The organism is Pseudomonas sp. NFACC46-3 (genome assembly GCF_900114515.1).
Lineage (GTDB): Bacteria > Pseudomonadota > Gammaproteobacteria > Pseudomonadales > Pseudomonadaceae > Aquipseudomonas > Aquipseudomonas fluorescens_Q.
The window spans coordinates 49,243-74,077 of the sequence record NZ_FOTH01000030.1; the positions used below are offsets into that span (position 1 = coordinate 49,243).

Here is a 24,835-nt window from a genome sequence, read left to right on the forward strand (position 1 = left end):
TATGCAAGTGAAGCGTTTTTTCGCCGCCGATATGCGTCAGGCCATGAAGCTGGTTCGTGACGAGCTGGGCGCTGAAGCGGCCATCATCGGTAATCGCCGGATCGCTGGCGGTGTCGAACTGACGGCTGCGCTGGATTATAAATTGTCGGCGCTGGCTCCCCGGGTTCCGAACATGGAACTTGAAGACGAGCTGCGCAAGACCCAATCGCGCATCGCCAGCGCCCAGGCCGAGCTGAGCCTGCGCAGCAGCGAAGGCGAGGGCGCGGCAGGCACCAATCGTCAATTGTTTGCCGGTCAGCCGCTGACGGCCGGCCTGCCTTTGACTGCTGCCGAACCGCTGATCGAGCAGGCCCACGCCGAACCGCGTCGTCCTGAGCCAGCGCCCGCAGCGCCTGCCCGGGGTGTCGATCCGCGGGCCCTGGATTCGATGCGCTTTGAACTCAACAGCCTGCGTGAGCTGATGGAAGTCCAGCTCGGCTCCCTGGCCTGGAACCAGCTGCAAGGCAGCCGTCCAGCCCAGGCCAACCTGTGGCGTCGCCTGCAACGCATCGGCCTGTCCGGCCCGTTGTCCCGGGACCTGCTGGCGCTGATCAATGATATCGAGGAGCCTCGTCAGGCCTGGCGCATGTTGCTGGCGCACTTGGCGCGGATGATCGCGACCCCGGAAGTCGAGCCGTTGGAAGAAGGCGGGGTAATCGCCATGGTCGGTCCTGCCGGCATGGGCAAGACCACCACCCTGGCCAAGCTCGCCGCCCGTTATGTACTCAAGTACGGCGCCCAGAGCATTGCCCTGGTGAGCATGGACAGTTTCCGTATCGGCGCCCAGGAACAACTCAAGACCCTCGGCCGGATCCTCAATGTGTCGGTGACCCATGTGGATCCGGGTCAGTCCCTGGCCCAGGCGCTGGAGCCGCTGCTGCGCAAACGCGTCGTGCTGATCGATACCGCAGGCCTGCAAGCCAGCGATCCAGCCCTGCGCATGCAGCTCGAAAGCCTGGCCGGACGCGGTATCAAGTCAAAAAATTATCTCGTATTGGCAACCACCAGCCAGAAACAGGTTCTAACCGCCGCATACCACAGCTACAAACGCTGCGGGCTGGCCGGCTGCATCCTGACTAAGCTGGACGAAACGGCAAGCCTGGGCGAGGTGTTGAGCCTGGCGATCGGTCATGAATTACCGGTGGCCTACCTGACCGACGGGCCGCGGATCCCGGATGATTTGCATCTGCCGCGCCGTCATCAACTGGTCAGTCGTGCCGTGAGTGTGCAAATGCAGGAAGAACCCAGCGAAGAAGCCATGGCTGATATGTTCGCTGATATCTACCACAGCCCGACCAAGCAGGTCGGCTGAGGTAATCATGAATATTTTTTGTACCTACATCGATGGTCTGCCATGCATTGTTCCGTATGTGAACGCGCAGCCAGTAATGTGGCCTCCGTCTAAGTAAGACAAGGTAAAGAACGAACATGGGCAGCATGCATCCCGTACAGGTGATCGCGGTGACCGGCGGCAAAGGTGGCGTCGGGAAGACTAACGTGTCAGTGAACTTGTCCCTGGCTCTGGCAGAGCTTGGCCGACGGGTCATGCTGCTGGACGCCGACCTGGGCCTGGCGAACGTCGACGTGTTGTTGGGGCTTACACCCAAACGCACGCTGGCGGACGTGATTGAAGGGCGCTGTGAGCTGCGTGACGTATTGTTGCAGGGGCCGGGCGGGATTCGCATCGTGCCGGCTGCCTCAGGCACCCAGAGCATGGTTCACCTGACCCCGGCCCAGCACGCGGGCCTGATCCAGGCTTTCAGCGACATCGGCGACAACCTCGATGTGCTGGTGATCGACACCGCAGCCGGTATCGGTGACTCGGTCGTCAGTTTTGTCCGCGCGGCCCAGGAAGTGCTGCTGGTGGTCTGCGACGAACCGACGTCCATCACCGACGCCTATGCCCTGATCAAGTTGCTTAACCGCGACTATGGCATGAACCGCTTCCGCGTCCTGGCCAACATGGCCCAGAGCCCGCAGGAAGGACGCAACCTGTTCGCCAAGTTGACAAAGGTCACGGATCGTTTCCTGGACGTCGCCCTACAATACGTCGGCGCAGTGCCTTACGACGAAAGCGTACGCAAGGCCGTCCAGAAGCAACGTGCCGTTTATGAAGCCTTTCCACGTTCCAAATGCGCGCTGGCGTTCAAGGCAATCGCCCAGAAGGTCGATACCTGGCCACTGCCGGCCAACCCTCGCGGGCATCTGGAATTTTTCGTCGAGCGTCTTGTGCAACAAACAGCAGGGCCCGTGCTATGACAGCCAGCGGTTACAACCATCTCTACAAAAAATCGGCACGGGACGCCCAATACGAATTGATCGAGCGTTACGCGCCACTGGTCAAGCGTATCGCCTATCACTTGCTGGCGCGGTTGCCGGCCAGTGTCCAGGTCGAGGACTTGATCCAGGCGGGCATGATCGGCCTGCTCGAAGTGTCGAACAAATACGACGCGAGCAAGGGCGCGAGTTTCGAGACGTATGCCGGTATTCGCATTCGCGGTGCGATGCTCGATGAAGTCCGCAAGGGCGATTGGGCGCCGCGTTCGGTACACCGCAATACCCGCATGGTCAGTGATGCAATTCGGGCAATTGAAGCTAAAACCGGGCGTGACGCTAAAGATCACGAGGTTGCGGCCGAACTCCAGTTGAGTCTCGACGATTATTACGGGATTTTGAACGATACCTTGGGCAGTCGCCTGTTCAGTTTCGACGACCTGTTGCAGGACGGCGAGCATGAAGGGCTGCACGAGGATAATGCAAGTGCTCACATGGAGCCGTCGCGTGACCTGGAAGATGAACGTTTCCAGAGCGCGCTGGCGGATGCGATTGCCAATCTGCCGGAGCGTGAGCGGCTGGTCTTGGCGCTGTACTACGACGAAGAGCTGAACCTCAAGGAAATCGGTGAGGTCCTGGGGGTCAGCGAATCGCGGGTCAGCCAGTTACACAGCCAGTGCGCGGCCCGTTTGCGGGGGCGTTTGGGGGAGTGGCGAGCGCGTTGACAGGCAGTGTGGGGACACTGCGAACGAGGCTGGCCTGGCAGGTGCTGTACCAGTCTCCATCCGTTGTGCTCCAGACCGTTGTCGAGTGTTGTGCCGGATTGATTGAAATGGCGCGTCCAGGTGCTGGGCGCGTTTAAGACTGCTTGGAGGTCGAATTGGACAAGAACATGAAAATCCTCATCGTTGATGACTTCTCAACGATGCGGCGGATCATAAAAAACCTGTTGCGTGACCTTGGGTTCACCAACACGGCCGAAGCAGATGACGGGACCACTGCGCTCCCGATGTTGCACAGTGGCAACTTCGATTTCCTGGTCACCGACTGGAACATGCCGGGCATGACCGGTATCGACCTGTTGCGCCAGGTGCGTGCCGACGAAAAACTCAAGCATCTGCCGGTGCTGATGGTCACTGCCGAAGCCAAGCGCGAGCAGATCATCGAAGCGGCCCAGGCCGGTGTAAACGGCTATGTGGTCAAACCCTTCACGGCCCAGGCGTTGAAAGAGAAGATCGAAAAAATCTTCGAACGCATCGGTTAACGGCGCCACGGGGGAGCTATGGATAACGAATCTTCAATGGGCGATTTCGAATCGACCCTGAAAAAACATGCCCGCGAACTGGTCGACAGCCTTGAAAAAGGTCGCTTTGGCGATGCGGTTCAAATGATCCATGAGCTCAACCAGACCCGTGACCGCGGTCTGTATCAGGAGGTGGGCAAGCTCACGCGTGAATTGCACAGCGCGATTGTCAATTTCCAGATCGACCCGAATATGCCGCAGGCCGAGGAAGTCTCGCAGATCACCGACGCCACCGAGCGTCTGGGTTATGTGGTCAAGCTGACCGAGGCTGCGGCCAACCGCACCATGGACCTGGTGGAAAGCGCAACGCCCCTGGTCAATGGCCTGAGCGACGAAGCCCAGGCCTTGAGCACCGACTGGGGTCGGTTCATGCGGCGCGAAGTCGGCGCCGAAGAATTTCGGGAGCTGGCCCGTCGGGTCGACGGTTTCCTGACGCGCAGCAGCAACGAGAACCGCGCCGTGGCCAGTAACCTCAACGACATCCTGCTGGCTCAGGACTATCAAGACCTGACCGGTCAGGTGATCAAGCGCGTGACCCAGTTGGTCACCGAAGTCGAAAGCAACCTGCTCAAACTGGTGTTGATGGCCAGCCAGGTCGACCGCTTTGCAGGCATCGAACACGACCGTGAAGCGATGCTCGCTGAAAAAGATCCACAAAAACATCTCTCTCAGGGTGAAGGTCCGCAGATTCATGCCGATAAAAGAGAAGACGTTATGTCCGGTCAGGACGATGTGGACGATTTGCTGTCCAGCCTTGGATTCTGAGTTTTAGCCCTGTTTTAGGAGCAGCCATTAATGAGCTTCGGCGCCGATGAAGAGATCCTTCAGGATTTCCTGGTTGAGGCCGGCGAGATTCTAGAGCAACTGTCTGAACAGCTGGTCGAGCTGGAAAGCCGACCAGATGATGCGGATCTGCTCAATGCAATTTTTCGCGGTTTCCACACTGTAAAAGGAGGCGCCGGCTTCCTCCAGCTCAACGAGTTGGTGGAGTGCTGTCACATTGCCGAAAACGTGTTCGACATCCTGCGCAAGGGTGAGCGTCGCGTTGATTCGGAACTGATGGACGTGGTGCTTGAAGCGCTGGATGCGGTCAACAGCATGTTCAGCGAAGTGCGTGAGCGCTCGCCGATCACCGCTGCCACCCCCGAACTGCTCGCTGCGCTGGCGCGCCTGGCCGAGCCGCAATCGGCTGACGAAGCGGCTCCGGTTGCCGAGCCTGCGGTTGAAGAACCGGTCGCCGAGGCATCGGGCGACATCACCGATAACGAATTCGAACAACTGCTGGACTCCCTGAATACCGTCAAGGCCCAGGCCGAGGCGCCGGTCGCTCCGGCTGCACCTGCTGCACCGGTCGCCGATGGGGCTGCCAGCGATGAAATCACCGATGCCGAGTTCGAGTCACTGCTCGACCAGCTCCATGGCAAGGGCCAGTTCGCGCCGGATGCGGTCGTGCCGCCGACGGCTCCGGCCGCCCCGAAAGCCGCGGGCGACAGCTCGGACATCACCGACGACGAATTCGAAGCCTTGCTCGATCAGTTGCATGGCAAGGGCACCTTTGCCGTTGACGCGCTGGATTCAGCCATCGCTTCGGCGCCGACACCGGCCAAGCCTGCCGCTGCTACCGCGGGCAGCGACCTGATCAGCGATCACGAATTCGAATCACTGCTCGACGAGTTGCATGGCAAGGGCAAGTTCAGCGAAGTCGGTACCGCTTCTGCTGCGCCTGCTGCCGCTGCCGCAGCGGCTGCACCGGCGGCCAAGGCTGCGCCCAAACCCGCTGCCAAGGCACCGGAACCGAAGGCCGAACCTGCCAAGCCTGCCGCTGCTGCTCCGGCGCCCGCCCGTGCTGCGGCGGCTGCGCCAGCGGAAAAACCGGCCAGCGAAGCCGAGACCACTGTTCGGGTCGATACCGCGCGCCTGGACGAGATCATGAACATGGTCGGCGAACTGGTGCTGGTGCGTAACCGTCTGGTGCGCCTGGGCCTCAACAGCCAGGATGAAGCCATGTCCAAGGCCGTGTCGAACCTCGACGTGGTCACGGCGGATCTGCAGACCGCGGTCATGAAGACCCGGATGCAGCCGATCAAGAAAGTCTTCGGGCGCTTCCCGCGCCTGGTTCGCGACCTGGCTCGCCAGCTCAAGAAAGAAATCAACCTGGAACTGGTGGGTGAAGAAACCGACCTCGACAAGAACCTTGTCGAGGCCCTGGCCGACCCGCTGGTCCACTTGGTGCGCAACGCGGTCGACCACGGCATCGAGTCGCCGGAAGAACGCGAAGCCTCGGGCAAGGTCCGCAGCGGCAAGGTGATCCTGGCCGCCGAGCAGGAAGGCGACCACATCCTGCTATCGATCTCCGACGACGGCAAAGGCATGGACCCTAACGTGCTGCGTTCCATCGCGGTGAAACGCGGTGTGATGGACAAGGATGCCGCTGACCGCCTGAGCGACACCGAGTGCTACAACCTGATCTTCGCCCCAGGTTTCTCGACCAAGACCGAGATTTCCGACGTGTCGGGCCGTGGCGTGGGCATGGACGTGGTGAAAACCAAGATTTCCCAGCTCAACGGTTCGATCAATATCTACTCGACCAAGGGCCAGGGCTCGAAGATCGTCATCAAGGTCCCGCTGACCCTGGCGATCATGCCGACCCTGATGGTGATGCTGGGCAACCAGGCGTTCGCCTTCCCGCTGGTCAACGTCAACGAGATTTTCCACCTCGACCTGTCGCGCACCAACGTGGTGGACGGCCAGGAAGTGGTGATCGTACGGGACAAGGCACTGCCGCTGTTCTACCTCAAGCGCTGGCTGGTCAGTTCCGCCGCTCATGTGGAGCAGGGCGAAGGCCACGTGGTGATCCTTTCGGTGGGCACCCAGCGGATCGGCTTCGTTGTCGACCAGTTGGTGGGCCAGGAAGAAGTGGTCATCAAGCCGTTGGGCAAGATGCTCCAGGGCACCCCGGGCATGTCCGGCGCCACCATCACCGGCGACGGCCGCATCGCGTTGATCCTCGATGTGCCAAGCATGCTCAAGCGTTACGCCGCTCGGCGTATTTGATTCTGGAGGGGCGTGGCCCAGGGCCGCGCCTCGTCTAACGGAGTGTTTATGGTAGTTAAAGTCCTGGTGGTGGACGATTCGGGGTTTTTCCGCCGCCGCGTCTCGGAAATTCTTTCGGCGGACACGAGTATTCAGGTCGTCGGTACCGCGACCAATGGCAAAGAGGCGATTGATCAGGCCCTGGCGCTCAAGCCGGACGTGATCACCATGGACTACGAGATGCCGATGATGGACGGCATCACGGCCGTGCGGCATATCATGCAGCGCTGCCCGACCCCGGTATTGATGTTCTCGTCCCTGACCCATGAAGGCGCTCGGGTGACCCTCGATGCGCTGGACGCCGGGGCGGTGGATTTCCTGCCGAAGAATTTCGAAGACATTTCGCGCAACCCCGACAAGGTCCGGCAGTTGCTGTGCGAAAAGGTCCACAGCATTTCCCGCAGCAATCGCCGTGTCGGTGCCTACAGCGCACCGGCGCCAGCCCCGGTTGCGGCACCAAGCCCTGCGCCAGCGCCGACGGCATCGAGCAGTTTCAATCCGGCCCCGGTACGCAGCGCGCCGGCACCTGCGCCGACGCGTTCGGCACCCGCCAGTGCAACGTCGCCGGCACCCAAGCGCAAAGCCTACAAGCTGGTCGCTATCGGTACGTCCACGGGTGGCCCGGTGGCACTGCAACGGGTCCTGACCCAGTTGCCGGCCAACTTCCCGGCCCCCATCGTGTTGATCCAGCACATGCCGGCGGCGTTCACCAAGGCTTTCGCGGAGCGTCTGGACAAGCTGTGCAACATCAGCGTCAAGGAAGCCGAGGATGGCGACATCCTGCGTCCCGGCCTGGCGTTGTTGGCACCCGGTGGCAAGCAGATGATGATCGATGGTCGGGGCGCGGTGAAAATCCTGCCCGGTGACGAGCGTCTGAACTACAAGCCTTGCGTGGACATTACCTTCGGTTCCGCGGCCAAGTCCTACGGTGACAAAGTTCTGGCGGTGGTGCTCACCGGCATGGGCGCCGACGGTCGTGAAGGTGCGCGCCTGCTCAAGCAAGGCGGCAGTGCGATCTGGGCCCAGGACGAAGCCAGCTGCGTGATCTACGGCATGCCGATGGCCATCGTGAAGGCGGACCTCGCCGACGCGGTGTACGGGCTGGACGACATCGGTAGACACCTGGTCGAGGCGTGCCTGTAATGGATGTGCTCAGCCTGATCGGCATCGTCATGGCGTTCGTCGCCATCATTGGCGGCAATTATCTGGAAGGTGGGCATCTGGGCGCGCTGGCCAACGGCCCGGCGGCGTTGATCGTGCTCGGTGGCACCATTGGCGCGGCGCTGTTGCAGTCGCCCATGAGCGCTTTCAAACGCGCCATGCAGGTGCTGATCTGGATTCTGTTCCCGCCCCGTGTCGACTTGGCCGGTGGTATCGACCGGGTGGTGAACTGGAGCCTGACCGCGCGCAAGGAAGGCTTGCTGGGCCTGGAAGGGGTGGCCGATGCCGAACCTGACAGCTACTCACGCAAAGGCCTGCAATTGTTGGTGGACGGCGCCGAGCCGGAAGCCATCCGCAGCATTCTGGAAGTGGATTTCTACACCCAGGAAAGTCGCGATATCGAAGCGGCCAAGGTATTCGAAAGCATGGGCGGCTACGCGCCGACCATCGGCATCATCGGTGCGGTGATGGGCCTGATCCATGTAATGGGCAACCTGGCCGATCCATCGCAACTGGGCAGCGGCATCGCCGTGGCGTTCGTCGCCACGATCTATGGCGTGGCCAGCGCGAACCTGGTGCTGTTGCCGATCGCCGCCAAGCTCAAGTCCATCGCGTTGCGCCAGTCGCGCTATCGCGAAATGCTGCTGGAAGGGATCCTGTCGATCGCCGAAGGCGAAAACCCGCGCTCCATTGAGTTGAAGCTCCAGGGCTTCATGGACTGATGGGAGACATGGAAAATGGCTCGTCGCAGGCATCATGAAGAACACGTCAACCATGAACGCTGGCTGGTTTCCTATGCCGACTTCATTACGCTGCTGTTCGCCTTTTTCGTGGTCATGTACTCGATTTCGTCGGTCAACGAAGGCAAGTACAAAGTGATTTCCGAGGCGTTGATTGGGGTCTTTTCCGACTCCGACCGCGCCCTCAAGCCCATCCCCATAGGTGATGAGCGACCCAAGACCACGACGCCGGCCAAGCCGCTGGTCAGGGATGCCGAGCAGGTCGATGCCGGTATCGCCGGTGGCAGCGATCCGCTGAAAAGCATCGCTGATGACATCAGCGCGGCGTTCGGTGACCTCATCAGCTCGAACCAGATGACCGTGCGTGGCAATGAGCTGTGGGTCGAGATCGAGCTCAACTCCAGCCTGTTGTTCGGCAGCGGCGACGCCATGCCCAGTGATATGGCATTCAATATCATCGATAAGGTGGCGGCGATCCTGAAACCGTTCGACAACCCGATCCATGTCGAGGGCTTCACCGATGACCAGCCGATTCGTACCGCACAGTACCCGACCAACTGGGAGCTGTCCTCGGCCCGTTCGGCGAGCATCGTGCGCATGTTGGCCATGCAGGGCGTGAACCCCGGTCGCCTGGCGTCGGTGGGCTATGGCGAGTTCCAGCCGGTGGCCAATAACGCCACGGCCGAGGGGCGCGCGCGTAACCGGCGCGTGGTGTTGGTCGTGTCGCGTAACCTCGATGTGCGCCGCAGCCTGACCGGTACCGGCACGGCCAATGCAAAACCGGACGCCGCCTTGAAGCGGGCTGGCACACAAACTGCACCGGCTCCGGTCAAGTCGCCGGGAAGACAGAGTGCCGTCAATTCTCCGTCACCCGCTTTATAACCGAGCTATTTCTCGGTCGAGCCTGTTTCGGCCGGGAGGAACGATCCGAATGAGAGTCTGGGCAGTCGCCAATCAAAAAGGTGGTGTGGGCAAGACCACATCTTCCATCGCTTTAGCCGGGTTGCTGGCCGAGGCGGGCAAGCGCGTGGTCATCGTCGATCTGGACCCCCATGGCTCGATGACCAGCTATTTCGGCTACGATCCCGATAGCCTGGAGCACAGCAACTACGACCTGTTCCTGCACAAGGGCGTTGTGCCCGAGGGCCTGCCGGGGCAGTTGCTGTTGTCCACCAGCGACGAGCGGATTTCCCTGCTGCCATCGAGCACCGCTCTCGCCACCCTGGAGCGACAGTCGCCCGGGCAGAGCGGGCTGGGCTTGGTAATCGCCAAGAGTCTGGCGCAGCTGTGGCAGGATTTCGATTACGCGATCATCGACAGCCCGCCGTTGCTGGGTTTGCTGATGGTCAATGCCTTGGCTGCCAGCCAGCAGTTGGTGATCCCGGTGCAGACCGAGCACTTGGCCGTCAAGGGCCTGGAGCGCATGGTCAATACACTGGCGATGGTCAACCGCTCGCGCAAGCAGACGCTGGCCTTCAACATCGTGCCGACCTTGTTCGATCGTCGCACCCAGGCGTCCCTGGGCACCCTGCGGGTGTTGCGGGACATGTACCCGGAGGACATCTGGCAAGGCTATATCCCCGTCGATACCCGCTTGCGGGACGCCAGCCGCGCGGGTGTGACGCCCTCGCAATTCGATGGCAAGAGCCGTGGCGTGCTGGCCTACCGGGCGCTGCTCAAGCACCTGTTGGCCCAGCAGCTTGTTCCACAGCAGGTGGCTTAAGGTGACGAGGCTTTCCACTGGCACTGCGTTCGCTTGCGAACGCTCAAGTCCTACCGCATTCATGCCGATAACCTCTTCAAGTGGCGCACTGTTCCTATGAGCCGCCCGATAAAGACAACTTCGCGTCCGCAAATGGCCCTGCAATCCTATCTGGATGGGCTGTTGCAGGAAGCGACCGAAGAATTGCCACCACAGCCCAGCCTGATCGAGGCGTTGCCCGAGAATGTCGAAGCCAAGGGTGTGCTGGATGAGTTTCAGGCGGCCGTGCTCGAAGAGCAGGCCCGTGATGCACAGAAATCAGTAGTGGCTGCGGCGGTCGAGGCACCGTTCATCAAGCCTCAGGTGGCGGTCATGGACGCGCCTGCGCCGATCCTGGCGCCGGTCTCGACCGTTGCCCCGTTGCTGCAAGGCCTGGTGACGCCGGTGGTGGAAATCCACCTGCCGCCGAGCAGCCCGCCTCCGCCGGTGCCGGGCGACGACCGTCCGGCCTGGGCCGCCGAGCCGTTCGAGTGTTTGTTGTTCGATGTGGCCGGGTTGACCCTGGCGGTGCCGCTGGTATGCCTGGGATCGATTTATTCCCTGGCCGGGCAGGAATTGACGCCGTTGTTTGGCCAGCCGGAATGGTTCCTCGGGATCCTGCCGAGCCAGGCCGGCAACCTGAAGGTGCTGGATACCGCGCGCTGGGTCATGCCGGACCGTTATCGCGATGATTTTCGCCAGGGCCTGCAATACGTGATTTCGGTGCAAGGTTACGAGTGGGGTTTGGCGGTGCATCAGGTCAGCCGTTCGCTGCGCCTGGACCCGAACGAGATCAAGTGGCGCAGCCATCGAGGGCAACGGCCATGGCTGGCCGGTACGGTGATCGAGCATATGTGCGCCTTGCTGGACGTTTCCGAGCTGGCGGAGCTGATCGCCAGCGGCGGGGCAAAACACTTGGGCGGCAGCAAGAAGCCGGTCCAGAAACCGAAATAAGACAACCGGCGGCGCACAGCGTCGCCGGACAGAATACACGCCGCCACAGGCGGTTTTTCGAGGGGTCAGGGTATGAATGATAAGGCGTCGTCTCAAAAGGGTTCTGAAGATCCGATTCTGCAATGGGTAACCTTCAAGCTCGATAACGAAACCTACGGCATCAACGTGATGCGCGTTCAGGAAGTGCTGCGCTATACCGAGATCGCCCCGGTACCGGGTGCACCGAGCTATGTGCTGGGCATCATCAACCTGCGTGGCAACGTGGTTACAGTGATAGATACCCGCCAGCGCTTCGGCCTGATGAATGCCGAGATCAGCGACAACACCCGGATCGTCATCATCGAAGCCGACAAGCAAGTGGTTGGCATCATGGTCGACAGCGTCGCTGAAGTGGTTTACCTGCGTCAGTCGGAAATCGAGACTGCGCCGAACGTGGGTAACGAAGAATCCGCCAAGTTCATTCAGGGCGTGTGCAACAAGAACAACGAGTTGCTGATTCTGGTTGAACTGGACAAGATGATGAGCGAAGAAGAGTGGTCGGAACTGGAGAGTATCTGATTTGATTCTTGAGGTAGCAGTCATTGTCCTGTTCCTTTTCTGGGCAGGCACGCTGGCGATGTTCTTGGCGTATATACGTGGCCAGCGGCAGATCGCCGCTCAGCAGGCCCAGGGCGATGCGCTGCGTGACCAGCGCATCAAGGACCTGGCCAAGCGCGTCGATGATTACCAGAACGGCACCGTGCGCATGGGCGAAGCGCTCCATGAGCTGCGTGCCGTGGTCGCGCCGTTGCCGGATAAACTCGCCCAGTTGGAACAGCGCGACCCCTCCAGCCTGTCCTTCGCCCAGGCTGCCCGCCTGGTGGGCATGGGCGCCAGCGTCGACGAACTGACCCAAGCTTGCGGCCTGACCCAGGCCGAGGCGGAGTTGATGAGTAAGCTGCACAAGGGCGGCTGATCGCCTTCACCCCAATCCAATGTGGGAGCGAGCTTGCTCGCGATAGCGGTGTAACAGTCAACACAACTGTGCGCCCGCCATCGCGAGCAAGCTCGCTCCCACAGGTTTTTCTGGCGTTCCCCTAAAGTCCAGCCAACAAACAGCCCCTGTGGCGAGGGAGCTTGCTCCCGCTGGGTCGCGCAGCGGCCCCATCTTTTTGCGGTTGCTGCGCAACCGAGCGGGAGCAAGCTCCCTCGCCACGGGAACAGCGTTGCTGTAATCAGTAATCCTCGCCGCGGTCCGTCACGTCCTTCTCGGCACTCGGCGCATTCGGGTCGTAGCCCTGGGGAAACTTGCCCTTGAGGTTCCAGGCAAACGCAATGATCTCGGCAATCGTGCGGTACAGCTCCTCCGGAATGCTGTCGCCCAATTCCATCCGGGCCAACAGCTTCACCAACTCAGCGTTTTCATAAATCGGTACTTCGCTTTCCCGGGCGATCCGCAGGATTTCCTCGGCCAGGGCTTCGTCGCCCTTGGCGGTGAGGGTCGGGGCGTGGTGGCCGTCGTACTTGAGGGCGATGGCCTGGCGGGGTTCGGTGTGGGTTGTCATGCGGTTTCGTCCACCCAGCGTTGTTCCAGACGAGTCTTGGGGCCTTGGGGCGGAGTGCCGAGGTGGCAGTCCAGGTCGCCGACGTTCAGGCCACAGGTCACCAGGCGCTCACGCAGCGCTGTCAGGTTGCTTTCGATCAGGCTCGCGGTGTACGGCCGTTCGGCCCACAGCTGGCTCGACAGGCTGCCGCTGAGCAATTGCGCCTGAACCTGCAGCGGCCCCAGCGGTTCCATGTCGAACGCCAATTCCACCCGCCAGAGCTGCTGTTTCGGCTCGCGTTCTTCACGGCGTTCGTCTGGTTGCTCCCGGGGCGGGGTTTCCTCGCGCTGGAACTTGACCTGCAAGGACACGATGTCCTGCAGATTGCGCATCGGGATTTCCAATTGCCAGGTGCTCATCAGCCGACCGTCGTCAGTCAGGCCAGTTTGCTCCAGGCTCGACAATTGATGGCTTTGCAGGCGCGACACGGCGGCAGCGGCCAGGCGCAGCAGGTGTTCGAGGTCGCCTTCTTCGTCCTGGCCTTTCGTCTGGCGCGAGGGCAGGGGGAAGCTGGTGGGTTGCGGCTTGGCGCTGACCTGGCCGAGGGTTCCCAGGGCGTTGCGGACAAAACTGGGCAGTACTTGGGCCAGGGTGTTGGCGGCAATGATGGCCGTGAGGTTGGTGGATGCGGGCAGGGCTGGCGTCAGTTGGGCGATCAGCTTGAGCAGGTCGCCTTTGAGGTCGGGTGCCGGCCCCGGCGGCTGTCCTGCGAGTAACTTGCTTTCCAGGAACACACCGCTGGCGACCATGGCCTGGGCCAGCCCCTTGGGCGTGCTCAGTTGCTGGACATCCGGCAGGCTGGCCAACAGGCGTGTCACCGCGGCGCGCAGCTCGGCACCGGTGTCATCGTTGGCCGGAAGGTTTTGCAGGACGGTGATCAGATTGTCCAGCGAGCCCTGCTGGCTCATTTGCGTGACCAATTGCTGGCTCACCGCCAATTGCTCGTGGCGGTTGCTCAGCGGAACGAACTTCAGCGTCTGGGCATCTTGCACCTGGGCACTCAACAGCGTGCCGATTCGCAGCGGTTGCGGGCTGTCGATGTCCAGGGTGCTGCCGGCCTGGGCGGTGTTGAGCAGGCTCACCAACGAGCGATACACCGCCGGTTGCCCCGGCAATTGCGGCAGGGCCTGGCTGGTCAGCACCTTGCCTTGCAGCAGGGTGCCGACCGGCAACTGTGCGGTGTCGATCCGGGTCAGGGTGGCGACGCTGGAAGCGACGGCCTGTTGCACGGTGATGGCCAGGTTGCTGGCGGACGGTTGGGTCACGGCCAGGCTGGTGCCCTGTGGCAACGGCTGGGTGCTGCTGGCCTGCACGGTGGTCTGGCGGCCGCTTTCCAATGTGACCTTGAGCAGCAACTGGAAGGTCTGGTCCGCCTGCTTGAGCGACAGCACTTCGGCCTGGGCGGTCTGGCCGGGGCCGATCAGCCCTTCGGCCGGTGCCAGCAATTTGAGCAGCTCGCCCGTCACCGCTGGCATACGCGTCGTTGCCGTGGCCTGGGGCAGCGGCAGGATGTTGATGTCGCCTGTCATCTGCGGTCTTACCCTGGGGAAAATAAGCCCTCTTGAGAGTAGGGCATCACATGTATAATGCCGCCCGTCTTTCAGGGAGTGGCGAAAACCTTGCAATTGTTTGACGCAGCTCTGTGGAACAGGCCGTCAAAGCATCTATGCTGCACCTCTTTAACGGCCGCTGCACCGCCGACTTGAACCGTATAAGGCCCGCGATCCCTTGACCAGTCCTCTCCTGCAAACCGTTGGCCTCGCCTGTGAGCGAGACTTGCGGCTGCTTTTCGAAAATCTCGAATTGAGACTCTCGCCCGGCGATATGGTGCAGATCAGTGGTCCCAACGGCAGCGGCAAGACCAGCCTGCTGCGCCTGCTCGCCGGATTGATGCAGCCCACCGCCGGCCAGGTGTTGCTCAATGGCCAGCCCTTGCACGGCCAGCGTAGCGAGCTGGCCCGCAATCTGCTCTGGATCGGCCATGCCGCCGGTATCAAGGATTTGCTGACCCCCGAAGAAAATCTCAGTTGGCTCTGCGCATTGCATACGCCGGTCGGCCGCGAAGCGATCTGGCAGGCGTTGGCGGCGGTAGGGCTGCGCGGCTTTGAAGACGTGCCGAGCCACACCCTGTCTGCCGGCCAGCAACGCCGCGTGGCGCTGGCCCGGCTGTACCTGGACAGCCCGCCGCTGTGGATTCTCGACGAGCCATTCACCGCCCTGGACAAGCAGGGCGTCGCGCAACTCGAGGAACACTTGGCCCTGCACTGTGAAAACGGTGGCATGGTGCTCTTGACCACCCACCACACGCTGGCGCGGATGCCGGCCGGTTATCGCAACATTGATCTGGGGAACTGGGCCGTATGAGTGTGTTTGGCCTGTTGCTTGCCCGCGAGGCGCGCCTGCTGTTCCGTCGTCCGGCCGAATTGGCCAATCCGCTGGTGTTCTTCGCGATTGTCATTGCATTGTTCCCGTTGGCGGTCGGGCCGGAGACTCAATTGTTGCAAACCTTGTCTCCGGGACTGGTCTGGGTCGCCGCGCTTTTATCGGTCCTGCTCTCGCTGGACGGGCTTTTCCGCAGTGATTTCGAAGACGGCTCGCTGGAACAGTGGGTCCTTTCGTCGCACCCCCTGGCCCTTCTGGTTTTGGCCAAGGTACTGGCACACTGGGTTTTTTCCGGGCTGGCACTGGTATTGCTCTCGCCATTGCTGGCAATGATGCTGGGGCTGCCCGGCGCGTGCATGCCGGTGCTGCTGGTGTCGCTGCTGCTGGGCACGCCGGTGTTGAGCCTGCTCGGTGCGGTGGGCGCGGCGTTGACGGTGGGGTTGAAGCGCGGCGGCCTGTTGCTGGCGCTGCTGATCCTGCCGTTGTATATCCCGGTCCTGATCCTGGGCAGTGGTGCCTTGCAAGCGGCGCTGCAAGGCATGCCCGCGACCGGTTATCTGCTGTGGCTTGGGAGCCTGACCGCCCTGGCGATAACCCTGACACCCTTTGCAATAGCCGCTGGCCTGAAGATCAGCGTCGGCGAATAATAACGAGGCCTGGTCAAAAATTGACCACTTCTTTGGAAGTAAAGGCTGCCCCGGCGGTTCGTGACGGCGAGCCGCAACCGTGATGGAAACAACAATGAACTGGACCTGGTTTCACAAGCTCGGCTCACCCAAGTGGTTCTACGGCATCAGCGGCAAACTGCTCCCATGGTTGAGCATCGCTGCATTGTTGTTGATTGGTTCTGGCGTGGTCTGGGGCCTGGCTTTCGCACCGCCGGACTACCAGCAAGGCAACAGCTTTCGCATCATCTACATCCACGTGCCCACGGCGCTGCTGGCCCAGTCCGTCTACGTGATGCTGGCGGTGTGCGGTGTGGTCGGGCTGGTGTGGAAGATGAAGCTGGCCGACGTAGCCCTGCAATGCGCCGCGCCCATCGGTGCCTGGATGACGGCCGTGGCGCTGGTCACCGGGGCCATCTGGGGCAAGCCGACCTGGGGCTCATGGTGGGTCTGGGATGCGCGACTGACATCGATGCTGATCCTGCTGTTCCTGTACTTCGGTCTTATTGCGCTGGGCAACGCCATCAGCAATCGTGACAGTGCCGCCAAGGCCTGCGCAGTGCTGGCGATTGTCGGCGTGATCAACATCCCGATCATCAAGTACTCGGTGGAGTGGTGGAACACCCTGCACCAGGGCGCAACCTTCACCCTTACCGAAAAACCGGCGATGCCCGTCGAAATGTGGCTGCCGCTGTTGCTGACGGTGTTGGGTTTCTACTGTTTCTTCGGCGCGGTGCTGTTGCTGCGCATGCGTCTGGAAGTGCTCAAGCGCGAGTCCCGGGCCAGTTGGGTGAAGGCCGAAGTGCAGAACAGTCTGGAGGCCGTTCGATGAGTTTCGCTTCATTCGGCGATTTCCTCGCCATGGGCCATCATGGCCTGTATGTCTGGTCAGCCTATGGCATTTGCCTGGTGGTGCTGGCCCTCAACGTGGCGGTGCCGATCCTGGCCCGCAAGCGGTATCTGCAACAAGAGGCGCGTCGTCTGCGCCGGGAGAACGGTCAGTGAATCCGCTGCGCAAAAAACGTCTTGTCATCATTCTTGCGATCCTGGTGGGTGTCGGTGTCGCGGTCGCCCTGGCCCTGAGTGCCCTGAAGCAGAACATCAACCTGTTCTACACCCCGACCCAGATCGCCAACGGTGAAGCACCCAAGGACACCCGCATCCGCGCTGGCGGTATGGTGGAAAAAGGCTCGCTGGAGCGCTCCGGGGATTCACTGGATGTGAAGTTCAATGTCACCGACTTCAACAAGACCGTGACCATCACCTATCGCGGCATCCTCCCGGACCTGTTCCGCGAAGGGCAGGGCATCGTCGCCCTGGGCAAGCTCAACGCCGACGGCGTGGTGGTGGCCGATGAAGTGCTGGCCAAGCACGACGAAAAATACATGCCGCCGGAAGTGACCAAGGCGCTGAAAGACAGCGGCCAGTCGGCGCCCGCTCCCGTGAAGGAGGGCTGATCGATGACTGCTGGCATCTTTATTCCCGAGTTGGGCCACCTGGCGATGATCCTGGCCCTGTGTTTTTCCCTGGTGCAGGCCGTGGTGCCGTTGCTCGGTGCCTGGCGCGGCGACCGTTTGTGGATGAGCCTGGCCCAGCCGGCGGCATGGGGCCAGTTCGCCTTCATGCTGTTTGCCTTCGGTTGCCTGACCTATGCCTTCATGGCTGACGATTTTTCGGTGGCGTACGTCGCCAGCAACTCCAACAGCGCCTTGCCCTGGTACTACAAGTTCAGCGCGGTGTGGGGCGCCCATGAGGGGTCGCTGTTGCTCTGGGCGTTGATCCTTGCTGGCTGGACCTTCGCCGTCTCGGTGTTTTCCCGGCAGTTGCCCCAAGTGATGCTGGCCCGGGTGCTGGCGGTGATGGGCATGATCAGCACCGGTTTCCTGCTGTTTTTGATTGTCACTTCCAACCCGTTCGAGCGCATCCTGCCGCAGATGCCGATGGATGGTCGCGACCTCAACCCATTGCTGCAAGACATCGGCCTGATCGTTCACCCGCCAATGCTCTACATGGGCTACGTCGGCTTCTCCGTGGCCTTCGCCTTCGCTATCGCCGCGTTGCTCGGTGGGCGCCTCGATGCCGCGTGGGCACGCTGGTCGCGTCCGTGGACCATCGTCGCCTGGGCCTTCCTCGGCATCGGCATCACCCTTGGCTCGTGGTGGGCCTACTACGAGCTCGGCTGGGGCGGCTGGTGGTTCTGGGACCCGGTGGAAAACGCGTCCTTCATGCCCTGGCTGGTGGGCACGGCGCTGATTCACTCCCTGGCTGTCACGGAAAAACGTGGGGTGTTCAAGAGCTGGACCGTGTTGCTGGCCATCGCGGCGTTCTCGCTGAGCTTGTTGGGAACCTTCCTGGTGCGTTCCGGCGTACTCACGTCGGTGCACGCCTTTGCCTCTGACCCCGAGCGCGGCGTGTTCATCCTGATGTTCCTGCTGTTCGTGGTCGGCGGTTCGCTGACGCTGTTCGCCCTGCGTGCACCGGTGGTCAAGAGCCAGGTCGGCTTCAACCTCTGGTCACGGGAAACCCTGTTGCTGGGCAATAACCTGGTGTTGGTGGTGGCCGCGTCGATGATCCTGCTGGGGACGTTGTACCCGCTGGTGCTCGATGCGTTGTCCGGCGCCAAGCTGTCGGTGGGGCCGCCATACTTCAATGCGTTGTTCATCCCGCTGATGGCGATCCTGATGGTGGTGATGGCCATCGGTGTGCTGGTGCGCTGGAAAGACACCCCGGTCAAGTGGCTGCTGGGCATGTTGACCCCGGTGCTGCTGGGCACGGCCGCTCTGGCCGTGGTGGCCGGCGTGGCGTATGGCGATTTCAACTGGGCGGTGTTGGCGACGTTCGTGCTGGCGGCCTGGGTATTGCTGGCGGGTGTGCGGGACATCTTCGACAAGACCCGGCACAAAGGCCTGATCAAGGGCCTGCCGACCCTGACCCGCAGTTACTGGGGCATGCAGGTCGCCCACCTGGGCATCGCCGTCTGCGCCCTGGGCGTGGTGCTGTCCAGCCAGAACAGCGCCGAGCGCGACCTGCGCCTGGCGCCGGGTGAGTCCATGGACCTGGCCGGTTATCAGTTCGTTTTCGAGGGCGCCAAACATTTCGAGGGCCCGAACTTCACGTCCGACAAAGGCACTGTGCGGGTTATTCGCAACGGCCAGGAAATCACCGTGCTGCACCCGGAAAAACGTCTCTACACCGTGCAGAACTCGGTCATGACCGAAGCTGGCATCGATGCCGGTTTCACCCGCGATCTCTACGTGGCGCTGGGCGAGTCCCTCGGCGATGGCGCGTGGGCGGTGCGGGTTCACGTCAAGCCGTTCGTGCGCTGGATCTGGTTCGGTGGCTTGCTCACCGGCCTGGGTGGGGTGTTGGCGGCGCTGGATCGTCGTTATCGAGTCAAGGTGAAAACCCGGGTGCGTGAGACCCTGGGCATGACGGGAGCCACTGCATGAAACGTTGGTTGATGTTGGTGCCGCTGGCGCTGTTCCTGTTGATGGCGGTGTTTTTGTACCGCGGGCTGTACCTGAACCCGAGCGAGTTGCCCTCGGCGATGATCGGCAAGCCGTTCCCGGATTTCTCCCTGCCATCGGTGCAGGGCGACAAGACCTTGACCCGCGCCGACCTGCTGGGCAAGCCGGCGCTGGTCAACGTCTGGGGCACCTGGTGCATCTCCTGCCGGGTCGAGCACCCGGTGTTGAACAAGCTGGCCCAGAACGGCGTGGTGATCTACGGCGTCAATTACAAGGACGTCAATGCCGACGCCTTGAAATGGCTGGCCGAGTTCCACAATCCGTATCAACTGGACATTCGCGATGAAGACGGCTCCCTGGGCCTGAACCTGGGTGTCTACGGCGCGCCGGAAACATTCTTCATCGATGCCAAGGGCATCATCCGCGACAAGTTCGTCGGCGTGATTGACGAGCAGGTCTGGCGCGAGAAGCTGGCCGCCAAATACCAGGCACTGGTGGACGAGGCCAAGCCATGAAGCGCTGGTTAGCTGCCGCCATCCTCGGCCTGAGCCTTGCCGGTGTGGCCCATGCCGCCATTGATACCTACGAATTCGCCAACGACGGCGAGCGCGAGCGATTTCGCGAACTGACCAAGGAGCTGCGCTGCCCCAAGTGTCAGAACCAGGACATCGCCGACTCCAACGCGCCTATTGCCGCCGACCTGCGCAAGGAAATCTTCCGCATGCTCGGTGAGGGCAAGGACAACCAGCAGATCATCGATTTCATGGTCGATCGCTACGGTGAGTTCGTGCGCTACAACCCCGCCCTGTCCTCCAAGACGGCGCTGCTCTGGTTCGGCCCCGCCGGGCTGTTGTTTGGTGGTTTCGTTGTCATTGCGGTAATCGTGCGCCGCCGCCGGGTCCAGCGCACCGCCGCCCCGGACACGCTTTCTGTCGAAGAGCGCCAGCGCCTCGACCAACTGTTGGATAAAACCAAGCATGATTGATTTCTGGCTCGCCGCAGGTCTGCTTCTTCTGGTTGCCCTGAGTTTTCTGTTGATCCCTGTGCTGCGCGGTCGCCGCGCCCAACTGGAGGAGGACCGTACCGCACTCAACGTGGCGTTGTATCAGGAACGTGTCGCCGAATTGCAGACCGAGCGGGAGGAGGGTGTGCTCAACGCGGCGCAACTGGACACCGGTCGCGCCGAAGCCGCCCGTGAACTGCTCGCCGACACCGAGGGCGCCGACACACCGCGCGAATCCCGGTTGGGCAAGCCGTTGCCGTTGCTCGCCGCCGTGCTGGTACCGTTGTTGGGCCTGGCGCTGTACCTGCATTTCGGTGCCAGTGACAAGGTCGAGCTGACCCGTGAATTCGCCCAGGCGCCGCAGTCGATGGAAGAGATGACCCTGCGCCTGGAACGCGCCGTGGCGGCGCAGCCGGATAATGCCGAGGGGCTGTACTTCCTCGGGCGTACCTACATGGCGCAGGATCGGCCGGCGGACGCGGCGAAGCTCTTCGAGCGCACCGTGGCCGTCGCCGGTCGTCAACCGGAACTGTTGGGCCAGTGGGCCCAGGCGCAGTATTTCGCCGATGGCAAGAAATGGTCGGATAAAGTCCAGGCCTTGACCGACGAAGCGCTCAAGCTCGATCCGAAGGAAGTCACCAGCCTCGGCCTGTTGGGCATCGCCGCGTTTGAAGGCGAGCGTTATCAGGATGCGATCGACTACTGGGGGCGTCTGCTCGCGCAACTGCCGGAGGGCGACAAGTCCCGGGAGGCGCTGCAGGGCGGCATTACCCGTGCCACCGAGAAGCTGCAGGGCAGTGGCGGCAAGGTCGCCCAGGCGCCTATCGCCAAGGCTGCGGCATTGCTCAAGGTGCGCGTGGACCTGGCGCCGGCACTCAAGGCCAAGGTGCAGCCGGGCGACAGTGTATTCATCTTCGCTCGCGCCGTTTCCGGCCCACCTGCGCCGCTGGCCGCCAAGCGCCTGACGGTCGCCGATCTGCCGGTCACGGTGGAACTGGGCGACGCGGACGCCATGATGCCGCAGTTGAAACTGTCGAACTTCCCCGAAGTCCAACTGGTGGCGCGCATCTCCCGGGCCGGCCAGCCGACCGCGGGTGAGTGGATCGGCCGCAGCCAGCCCCTGGCGAGCAGCACCACGGCGCAGCAACAATTGACCATCGACAGTCCGGACAAATAACAGGAATTCGCACCATGACCGCCATCGCTCGTATCACCCTGCTCACGCTCGTCATGGGCCTGAGCGCTTGTGCGGTCCAGCGTCCGTCGGAGCCCTCGGCGCCGCTGCCACCGATCCCGCCGTCGACCCCGACCAGCAAACCGGCCCCGTCCACACCGCCGGGCAAACCTGTCATCCCGAACAAACCGGCCAAACCGCTGCCGCGTACATCCGCCAGCTTCGCCCCGCCGCCGGGTGGCAACAGCCATTGGGACGCCAAGCTTGGGGTCTATGTGCTGGACAACCAGACGAACACGTTCTATCGCCAGCGAACCTATTACCGCTGGAACAATGGTTGGAGCCGTTCCGTCAGCCCGAATGGCCCATGGGAAGACACCACCATCGAAGGCGTGCCGGCGGGTCTTGGACGCCAGTTTCATTAAGGTCCCTGTGGCGAGGGGATTTATCCCCGCTGGGCTGCGAAGCAGCCCTGAAACCTGATGACTCGGTATGTCAGGCAGATTGAATCCACAGTGATGGGGTCGCTTCGCGACCCAACGGGGATAAATCCCCTCTCCACAACATCGTTCGGCTCAACTTCATCAGCAGACCGGGGATTTTGTGTTTCTGGATATTCTTTGAACGAAATTTTCACTAAATCTTGCGGACAATCCCCCGCGCTCATATCGCCGTCGGTTATTTAATGGCAATGCCATAGCCGTTCGTGCAACATTTGCGCACTCGCGCAAGCCCCGGGGCCAGGTTTTGGCCAACAGAGGGCGCGCCGTTGTTTCTTTTTGTCACTCCAATTCCGATAGGGTCCTTAAACGACATGGCAATCCCGGACGCCCTGAGTCAGCAGCGTACTACGCATCGCCTGCTGCAACCGACTGTCAAATCGCACCTGGCCTACACGTTGCTTTGTGCCTTGGTGATGATGGTCATGTTCAGCCTGCTGCGCGTGGCGCTGCTGGTCTATAACCGCGAGATGATCCTCGACACGCCGGCTTCGACCTTCGTTGAAGCCTTCGTCAACGGCCTGCGTTTCGACTTGCGCCTGGTGGTCTACCTCTGCATCCCGTTGTTGCTGGCGTTGTTCAGCGCAAGGGCCATGGCGGCCCGTGGGTTCTTTCGTTTCTGGCTGACTGTCACTTCCAGCATCGCGCTGTTCCTGGGCTTGATGGAGATGGATTTCTACCGTGAATTCCACCAGCGCCTCAACGGCCTGGTCTTCCAGTATGTAAAGGAAGACCCGAAAACCGTGATGAGCATGCTCTGGTACGGTTTCCCGGTGGTGCGCTACCTGCTGGCGTGGGCCGGCGGCACCATTATCCTCAGCCTGGCGTTCAAGGGTGCCGACCGCGCCACGCGTCCCCGCGGGCCGTTCAGTGGCGGCACCATTGGCACTCGGCAGATCGCCCCGTGGTATGGGCGTGTCGCGGTGTTTGTCGTTTGCCTGCTGGTCGCCGTGACCGCCGCGCGCGGCACCTTGCGCCAAGGGCCGCCCCTGCGCTGGGGCGACGTCTACACCACCGATTCGAACTTCGCCAACCAGTTGGGCCTCAACGGCACCTTGTCGCTGGTGGCGGCGGCCAAGAGCCGGATGTCCGAAGACCGCGACAACATCTGGAAAGCCACCCTTGAGCAACCGCTGGCGCAGCAGACCGTGCGCGACATGCTGGTGATGCCTGACGATAAACTGGTGGACACCGCGACAGCCGCCGTGCGCCGCGACTACACGCCACCGGCGGACAAGACCCTGCCGATCAAGAATGTGGTCGTGATCCTCATGGAAAGCATGGCCGGTCACTCGGTGGGCGCCTTGGGCGCGCCGGGCAACATCACGCCCTACATGGACAAACTGGCCAAGGAAGGCCTGCTGTTCGACCGTTTCTTCTCCAACGGCACCCACACCCACCAGGGCATGTTCGCCACCATGGCGTGCTTCCCGAACCTGCCGGGTTTCGAATACCTGATGCAGACGCCGGAGGGCAGCCACAAGCTGTCAGGCCTGCCGCAACTGCTCAGCGCCCGTGACTACGACGACGTGTATGTCTACAACGGCGATTTCGCCTGGGACAACCAGTCGGGGTTCTTCAGCAGCCAGGGCATGACCAACTTCATCGGGCGTAACGACTATGTGAACCCGGTGTTTTCCGATCCCACCTGGGGTGTGTCCGACCAAGACATGTTCGACCGTGGCCTGATCGAGCTCAAGGCGCGGGAAAACGGCAAGCCGTTCTATGCCTTGCTGCAAACCCTGTCCAACCACACCCCTTATGCATTGCCGACGCCGTTGCCGGTCGAGCCGGTCACCGACCGTGGTCGGCTGAACGAACACCTGACCGCCATGCGCTACTCCGACTGGGCCCTGGGCCAGTTCTTCGAGAAGGCCCGCAAGGAGCCTTACTTCAAGGAAACCCTGTTCGTCGTGGTCGGCGACCATGGCTTTGGCAACGAACGCCAGATCACCGAGATGGACCTGGGCCGTTTCAACGTGCCGATGCTGTTGATCGGCCCGGGCGTCCAGGAGAAATTCGGCCAGCGTAATCACACCGTAGGTACTCAGGTCGACATCGTGCCGACCATCATGGGCCGGATCGGTGGGCAAGTACGGAACCAGTGCTGGGGCCGTGACCTGTTGAACCTGCCGCAAGGCGATCCCGGTTTTGGTGTGATCAAGCCGTCGGGCAGCGAGCAGACCACGGCGATCATCCGCGATGACCATATCCTGGTCCTGCCGAAGGAAAAGGAAATGGAACCGAAGATGTATCGCTATGAACTGGGCGCCAACCCAGGTGCGGAAATCATCCCGAATGCACCGGACACCGCGCCGATGAAACTCAAGCTCGAATCTTTCCTGCAAACCGCGACCAAGAGCCTGCTGGATAACACCGCCGGCGTTGTTGACGGCAAGCCGGACTGATAAACGGCGCACATAAAAAAGAGGCCTGCCAAGGCCTCTTTTTTTTTGGTGCGCCAGGCATGGCGCGTTGCGCGCAAGCGCAACCAGCTTGGCTGTGGTGGTCACGCTGGTGACTTGGAGGTGAAAGTCCTCTACACACCCGGCAAGGGGAAGTGTTAGCCAGAGGCAAGGGTGTCGCGGGTGACTGCGAATCTGAAGGAAGCCCGAGGCAAAATGCTGGCCTGACGAACAGGAAGCGGATTAGGCGGTGCAGCGGGGTAAGGTAGCCAAAATTGCCAAAGCCCAATACTTGCACGGAACGCTGTGACGTAGATCCGACAGGCATAAGCAGGAAGGTCGCGCGAATTA

At 61.8% G+C, this 24,835-nt stretch carries 26 protein-coding genes; 24 read left to right on the forward strand and 2 right to left on the reverse strand.

Annotated features, from left to right (window positions below; translation table 11 throughout):
* The first annotated feature begins 1 nt into the window (after window position 1).
* The 13 genes from flhF (at window position 2) to BM300_RS24060 (ending at window position 12,260) form a co-directional block, all read left to right on the forward strand.
* Window positions 2–1,351: a flagellar biosynthesis GTPase FlhF gene (gene flhF, locus BM300_RS24000; protein WP_063322396.1), complete on the forward strand. Its 1,350-nt coding sequence runs from the start codon at window positions 2–4 to the stop codon at window positions 1,349–1,351.
* A 116-nt stretch (window positions 1,352–1,467) separates the two neighbouring features.
* Window positions 1,468–2,298 (forward strand): flagellar synthesis regulator FleN, encoded by an 831-nt coding sequence (gene fleN / locus BM300_RS24005; RefSeq protein ID WP_003184001.1) that lies wholly within the window; start codon window positions 1,468–1,470, stop codon window positions 2,296–2,298.
* Window positions 2,295–3,038 (forward strand): RNA polymerase sigma factor FliA, encoded by a 744-nt coding sequence (gene fliA / locus BM300_RS24010; protein WP_014337177.1) that lies wholly within the window; start codon window positions 2,295–2,297, stop codon window positions 3,036–3,038. Before fleN ends, fliA begins: the two co-directional genes overlap by 4 nt.
* A 167-nt stretch (window positions 3,039–3,205) precedes the next feature.
* Window positions 3,206–3,577, forward strand: coding sequence for a chemotaxis response regulator CheY (locus BM300_RS24015; RefSeq protein ID WP_003199125.1), 372 nt, complete (start codon window positions 3,206–3,208; stop codon window positions 3,575–3,577).
* A gap of 18 nt (window positions 3,578–3,595) precedes the next feature.
* Window positions 3,596–4,381, forward strand: coding sequence for a protein phosphatase CheZ (locus tag BM300_RS24020; RefSeq protein WP_063322395.1), 786 nt, complete (start codon window positions 3,596–3,598; stop codon window positions 4,379–4,381).
* Window positions 4,382–4,411: 30 nt separating this feature from the next.
* The gene (locus BM300_RS24025) at window positions 4,412–6,670 is read left to right on the forward strand and encodes a chemotaxis protein CheA (protein ID WP_092348947.1); all 2,259 of its coding nucleotides are present in this window, start codon (window positions 4,412–4,414) and stop codon (window positions 6,668–6,670) included.
* Window positions 6,671–6,718: 48 nt separating this feature from the next.
* On the forward strand, window positions 6,719–7,852 hold the full coding sequence (locus tag BM300_RS24030; protein ID WP_072341648.1) for a protein-glutamate methylesterase/protein-glutamine glutaminase: 1,134 nt from the start codon (window positions 6,719–6,721) through the stop codon (window positions 7,850–7,852).
* Window positions 7,852–8,592: a flagellar motor protein gene (locus BM300_RS24035; RefSeq protein WP_063322393.1), complete on the forward strand. Its 741-nt coding sequence runs from the start codon at window positions 7,852–7,854 to the stop codon at window positions 8,590–8,592. The genes BM300_RS24030 and BM300_RS24035 overlap by 1 nt, the downstream gene beginning before the upstream one ends.
* A gap of 15 nt (window positions 8,593–8,607) precedes the next feature.
* Window positions 8,608–9,492, forward strand: coding sequence for a flagellar motor protein MotD (gene motD, locus BM300_RS24040; protein WP_072341651.1), 885 nt, complete (start codon window positions 8,608–8,610; stop codon window positions 9,490–9,492).
* A 49-nt stretch (window positions 9,493–9,541) separates the two neighbouring features.
* Window positions 9,542–10,333 (forward strand): ParA family protein, encoded by a 792-nt coding sequence (locus tag BM300_RS24045; RefSeq protein ID WP_053120309.1) that lies wholly within the window; start codon window positions 9,542–9,544, stop codon window positions 10,331–10,333.
* 96 nt (window positions 10,334–10,429) lie between these two features.
* On the forward strand, window positions 10,430–11,305 hold the full coding sequence (locus tag BM300_RS24050) for a CheW domain-containing protein (protein ID WP_092348950.1): 876 nt from the start codon (window positions 10,430–10,432) through the stop codon (window positions 11,303–11,305).
* A gap of 72 nt (window positions 11,306–11,377) precedes the next feature.
* The gene (locus tag BM300_RS24055) at window positions 11,378–11,863 is read left to right on the forward strand and encodes a chemotaxis protein CheW (RefSeq protein WP_003199144.1); all 486 of its coding nucleotides are present in this window, start codon (window positions 11,378–11,380) and stop codon (window positions 11,861–11,863) included.
* Window position 11,864: 1 nt separating this feature from the next.
* Window positions 11,865–12,260, forward strand: a complete 396-nt coding sequence (locus tag BM300_RS24060; protein WP_003183966.1) for a DUF2802 domain-containing protein — start codon at window positions 11,865–11,867, stop codon at window positions 12,258–12,260.
* Between the two features lie 259 nt (window positions 12,261–12,519).
* On the opposite strand, the gene BM300_RS24065 is transcribed toward BM300_RS24060, so the two are convergent.
* Both BM300_RS24065 and BM300_RS24070 read right to left on the reverse strand, forming a co-directional pair.
* Window positions 12,520–12,849 carry an EscU/YscU/HrcU family type III secretion system export apparatus switch protein gene (locus BM300_RS24065; protein WP_063322390.1) on the reverse strand — a complete coding sequence of 110 codons (330 nt, stop codon included), beginning with the start codon at window positions 12,847–12,849 and terminating at the stop codon, window positions 12,520–12,522.
* Entirely contained in the window at window positions 12,846–14,417 is a 1,572-nt protein-coding gene (locus tag BM300_RS24070; protein WP_092222868.1) for a flagellar hook-length control protein FliK, read from the reverse strand. The genes BM300_RS24065 and BM300_RS24070 overlap by 4 nt, the downstream gene beginning before the upstream one ends.
* A 199-nt stretch (window positions 14,418–14,616) precedes the next feature.
* Here BM300_RS24070 and ccmA point away from each other — a divergent pair, with 199 nt between their 5' ends.
* The 11 genes from ccmA (at window position 14,617) to BM300_RS24125 (ending at window position 24,487) form a co-directional block, all read left to right on the forward strand.
* Window positions 14,617–15,252 carry a cytochrome c biogenesis heme-transporting ATPase CcmA gene (gene ccmA / locus BM300_RS24075; RefSeq protein ID WP_092348956.1) on the forward strand — a complete coding sequence of 212 codons (636 nt, stop codon included), beginning with the start codon at window positions 14,617–14,619 and terminating at the stop codon, window positions 15,250–15,252.
* Window positions 15,249–15,917 carry a heme exporter protein CcmB gene (gene ccmB, locus BM300_RS24080; RefSeq protein ID WP_003199151.1) on the forward strand — a complete coding sequence of 223 codons (669 nt, stop codon included), beginning with the start codon at window positions 15,249–15,251 and terminating at the stop codon, window positions 15,915–15,917. The genes ccmA and ccmB overlap by 4 nt, the downstream gene beginning before the upstream one ends.
* A gap of 94 nt (window positions 15,918–16,011) precedes the next feature.
* Complete coding sequence (locus tag BM300_RS24085) at window positions 16,012–16,767, forward strand: heme ABC transporter permease (RefSeq protein WP_063322387.1); 756 nt, start codon at window positions 16,012–16,014, stop codon at window positions 16,765–16,767.
* A complete protein-coding gene (gene ccmD, locus BM300_RS24090) occupies window positions 16,764–16,940 on the forward strand; it encodes a heme exporter protein CcmD (RefSeq protein ID WP_003199159.1) in 177 nt (58 codons plus the stop codon). The genes BM300_RS24085 and ccmD overlap by 4 nt, the downstream gene beginning before the upstream one ends.
* Window positions 16,937–17,392, forward strand: a complete 456-nt coding sequence (ccmE, locus tag BM300_RS24095; protein WP_063322386.1) for a cytochrome c maturation protein CcmE — start codon at window positions 16,937–16,939, stop codon at window positions 17,390–17,392. Before ccmD ends, ccmE begins: the two co-directional genes overlap by 4 nt.
* Window positions 17,393–17,395: 3 nt before the next feature.
* Window positions 17,396–19,384 carry a heme lyase CcmF/NrfE family subunit gene (locus BM300_RS24100; RefSeq protein ID WP_092464215.1) on the forward strand — a complete coding sequence of 663 codons (1,989 nt, stop codon included), beginning with the start codon at window positions 17,396–17,398 and terminating at the stop codon, window positions 19,382–19,384.
* Complete coding sequence (locus BM300_RS24105; RefSeq protein ID WP_063322384.1) at window positions 19,381–19,917, forward strand: DsbE family thiol:disulfide interchange protein; 537 nt, start codon at window positions 19,381–19,383, stop codon at window positions 19,915–19,917. Before BM300_RS24100 ends, BM300_RS24105 begins: the two co-directional genes overlap by 4 nt.
* Window positions 19,914–20,387: a cytochrome c-type biogenesis protein gene (locus BM300_RS24110; protein ID WP_003199166.1), complete on the forward strand. Its 474-nt coding sequence runs from the start codon at window positions 19,914–19,916 to the stop codon at window positions 20,385–20,387. The genes BM300_RS24105 and BM300_RS24110 overlap by 4 nt, the downstream gene beginning before the upstream one ends.
* On the forward strand, window positions 20,380–21,582 hold the full coding sequence (gene ccmI / locus BM300_RS24115) for a c-type cytochrome biogenesis protein CcmI (protein WP_092222869.1): 1,203 nt from the start codon (window positions 20,380–20,382) through the stop codon (window positions 21,580–21,582). The genes BM300_RS24110 and ccmI overlap by 8 nt, the downstream gene beginning before the upstream one ends.
* 14 nt (window positions 21,583–21,596) lie before the next feature.
* Entirely contained in the window at window positions 21,597–22,004 is a 408-nt protein-coding gene (locus BM300_RS24120) for a hypothetical protein (protein ID WP_072341675.1), read from the forward strand.
* 389 nt (window positions 22,005–22,393) lie between these two features.
* Complete coding sequence (locus tag BM300_RS24125; RefSeq protein WP_063322380.1) at window positions 22,394–24,487, forward strand: LTA synthase family protein; 2,094 nt, start codon at window positions 22,394–22,396, stop codon at window positions 24,485–24,487.
* The last annotated feature ends 348 nt before the right edge of the window (window positions 24,488–24,835 follow it).

What these genes read in the sequence shown, in the direction of transcription:
- flhF (WP_063322396.1), top strand. Translation starts at nt 2, where the DNA reads ATGCAAGTGAAGCGTTTTTTCGCCGCCGATATGCGTCAGGCCATGAAG.
- fleN (WP_003184001.1), top strand. Translation starts at nt 1,468, where the DNA reads ATGGGCAGCATGCATCCCGTACAGGTGATCGCGGTGACCGGCGGCAAA.
- fliA (WP_014337177.1), top strand. Translation starts at nt 2,295, where the DNA reads ATGACAGCCAGCGGTTACAACCATCTCTACAAAAAATCGGCACGGGAC.
- BM300_RS24015 (WP_003199125.1), top strand. Translation starts at nt 3,206, where the DNA reads ATGAAAATCCTCATCGTTGATGACTTCTCAACGATGCGGCGGATCATA.
- BM300_RS24020 (WP_063322395.1), top strand. Translation starts at nt 3,596, where the DNA reads ATGGATAACGAATCTTCAATGGGCGATTTCGAATCGACCCTGAAAAAA.
- BM300_RS24025 (WP_092348947.1), top strand. Translation starts at nt 4,412, where the DNA reads ATGAGCTTCGGCGCCGATGAAGAGATCCTTCAGGATTTCCTGGTTGAG.
- BM300_RS24030 (WP_072341648.1), top strand. Translation starts at nt 6,719, where the DNA reads ATGGTAGTTAAAGTCCTGGTGGTGGACGATTCGGGGTTTTTCCGCCGC.
- BM300_RS24035 (WP_063322393.1), top strand. Translation starts at nt 7,852, where the DNA reads ATGGATGTGCTCAGCCTGATCGGCATCGTCATGGCGTTCGTCGCCATC.
- motD (WP_072341651.1), top strand. Translation starts at nt 8,608, where the DNA reads ATGGCTCGTCGCAGGCATCATGAAGAACACGTCAACCATGAACGCTGG.
- BM300_RS24045 (WP_053120309.1), top strand. Translation starts at nt 9,542, where the DNA reads ATGAGAGTCTGGGCAGTCGCCAATCAAAAAGGTGGTGTGGGCAAGACC.
- BM300_RS24050 (WP_092348950.1), top strand. Translation starts at nt 10,430, where the DNA reads ATGAGCCGCCCGATAAAGACAACTTCGCGTCCGCAAATGGCCCTGCAA.
- BM300_RS24055 (WP_003199144.1), top strand. Translation starts at nt 11,378, where the DNA reads ATGAATGATAAGGCGTCGTCTCAAAAGGGTTCTGAAGATCCGATTCTG.
- BM300_RS24065 (WP_063322390.1), bottom strand. Translation starts at nt 12,849, where the DNA reads ATGACAACCCACACCGAACCCCGCCAGGCCATCGCCCTCAAGTACGAC.
- BM300_RS24070 (WP_092222868.1), bottom strand. Translation starts at nt 14,417, where the DNA reads ATGACAGGCGACATCAACATCCTGCCGCTGCCCCAGGCCACGGCAACG.
- ccmB (WP_003199151.1), top strand. Translation starts at nt 15,249, where the DNA reads ATGAGTGTGTTTGGCCTGTTGCTTGCCCGCGAGGCGCGCCTGCTGTTC.
- BM300_RS24085 (WP_063322387.1), top strand. Translation starts at nt 16,012, where the DNA reads ATGAACTGGACCTGGTTTCACAAGCTCGGCTCACCCAAGTGGTTCTAC.
- ccmD (WP_003199159.1), top strand. Translation starts at nt 16,764, where the DNA reads ATGAGTTTCGCTTCATTCGGCGATTTCCTCGCCATGGGCCATCATGGC.
- BM300_RS24100 (WP_092464215.1), top strand. Translation starts at nt 17,396, where the DNA reads ATGACTGCTGGCATCTTTATTCCCGAGTTGGGCCACCTGGCGATGATC.
- BM300_RS24105 (WP_063322384.1), top strand. Translation starts at nt 19,381, where the DNA reads ATGAAACGTTGGTTGATGTTGGTGCCGCTGGCGCTGTTCCTGTTGATG.
- BM300_RS24110 (WP_003199166.1), top strand. Translation starts at nt 19,914, where the DNA reads ATGAAGCGCTGGTTAGCTGCCGCCATCCTCGGCCTGAGCCTTGCCGGT.
- ccmI (WP_092222869.1), top strand. Translation starts at nt 20,380, where the DNA reads ATGATTGATTTCTGGCTCGCCGCAGGTCTGCTTCTTCTGGTTGCCCTG.
- BM300_RS24120 (WP_072341675.1), top strand. Translation starts at nt 21,597, where the DNA reads ATGACCGCCATCGCTCGTATCACCCTGCTCACGCTCGTCATGGGCCTG.
- BM300_RS24125 (WP_063322380.1), top strand. Translation starts at nt 22,394, where the DNA reads ATGGCAATCCCGGACGCCCTGAGTCAGCAGCGTACTACGCATCGCCTG.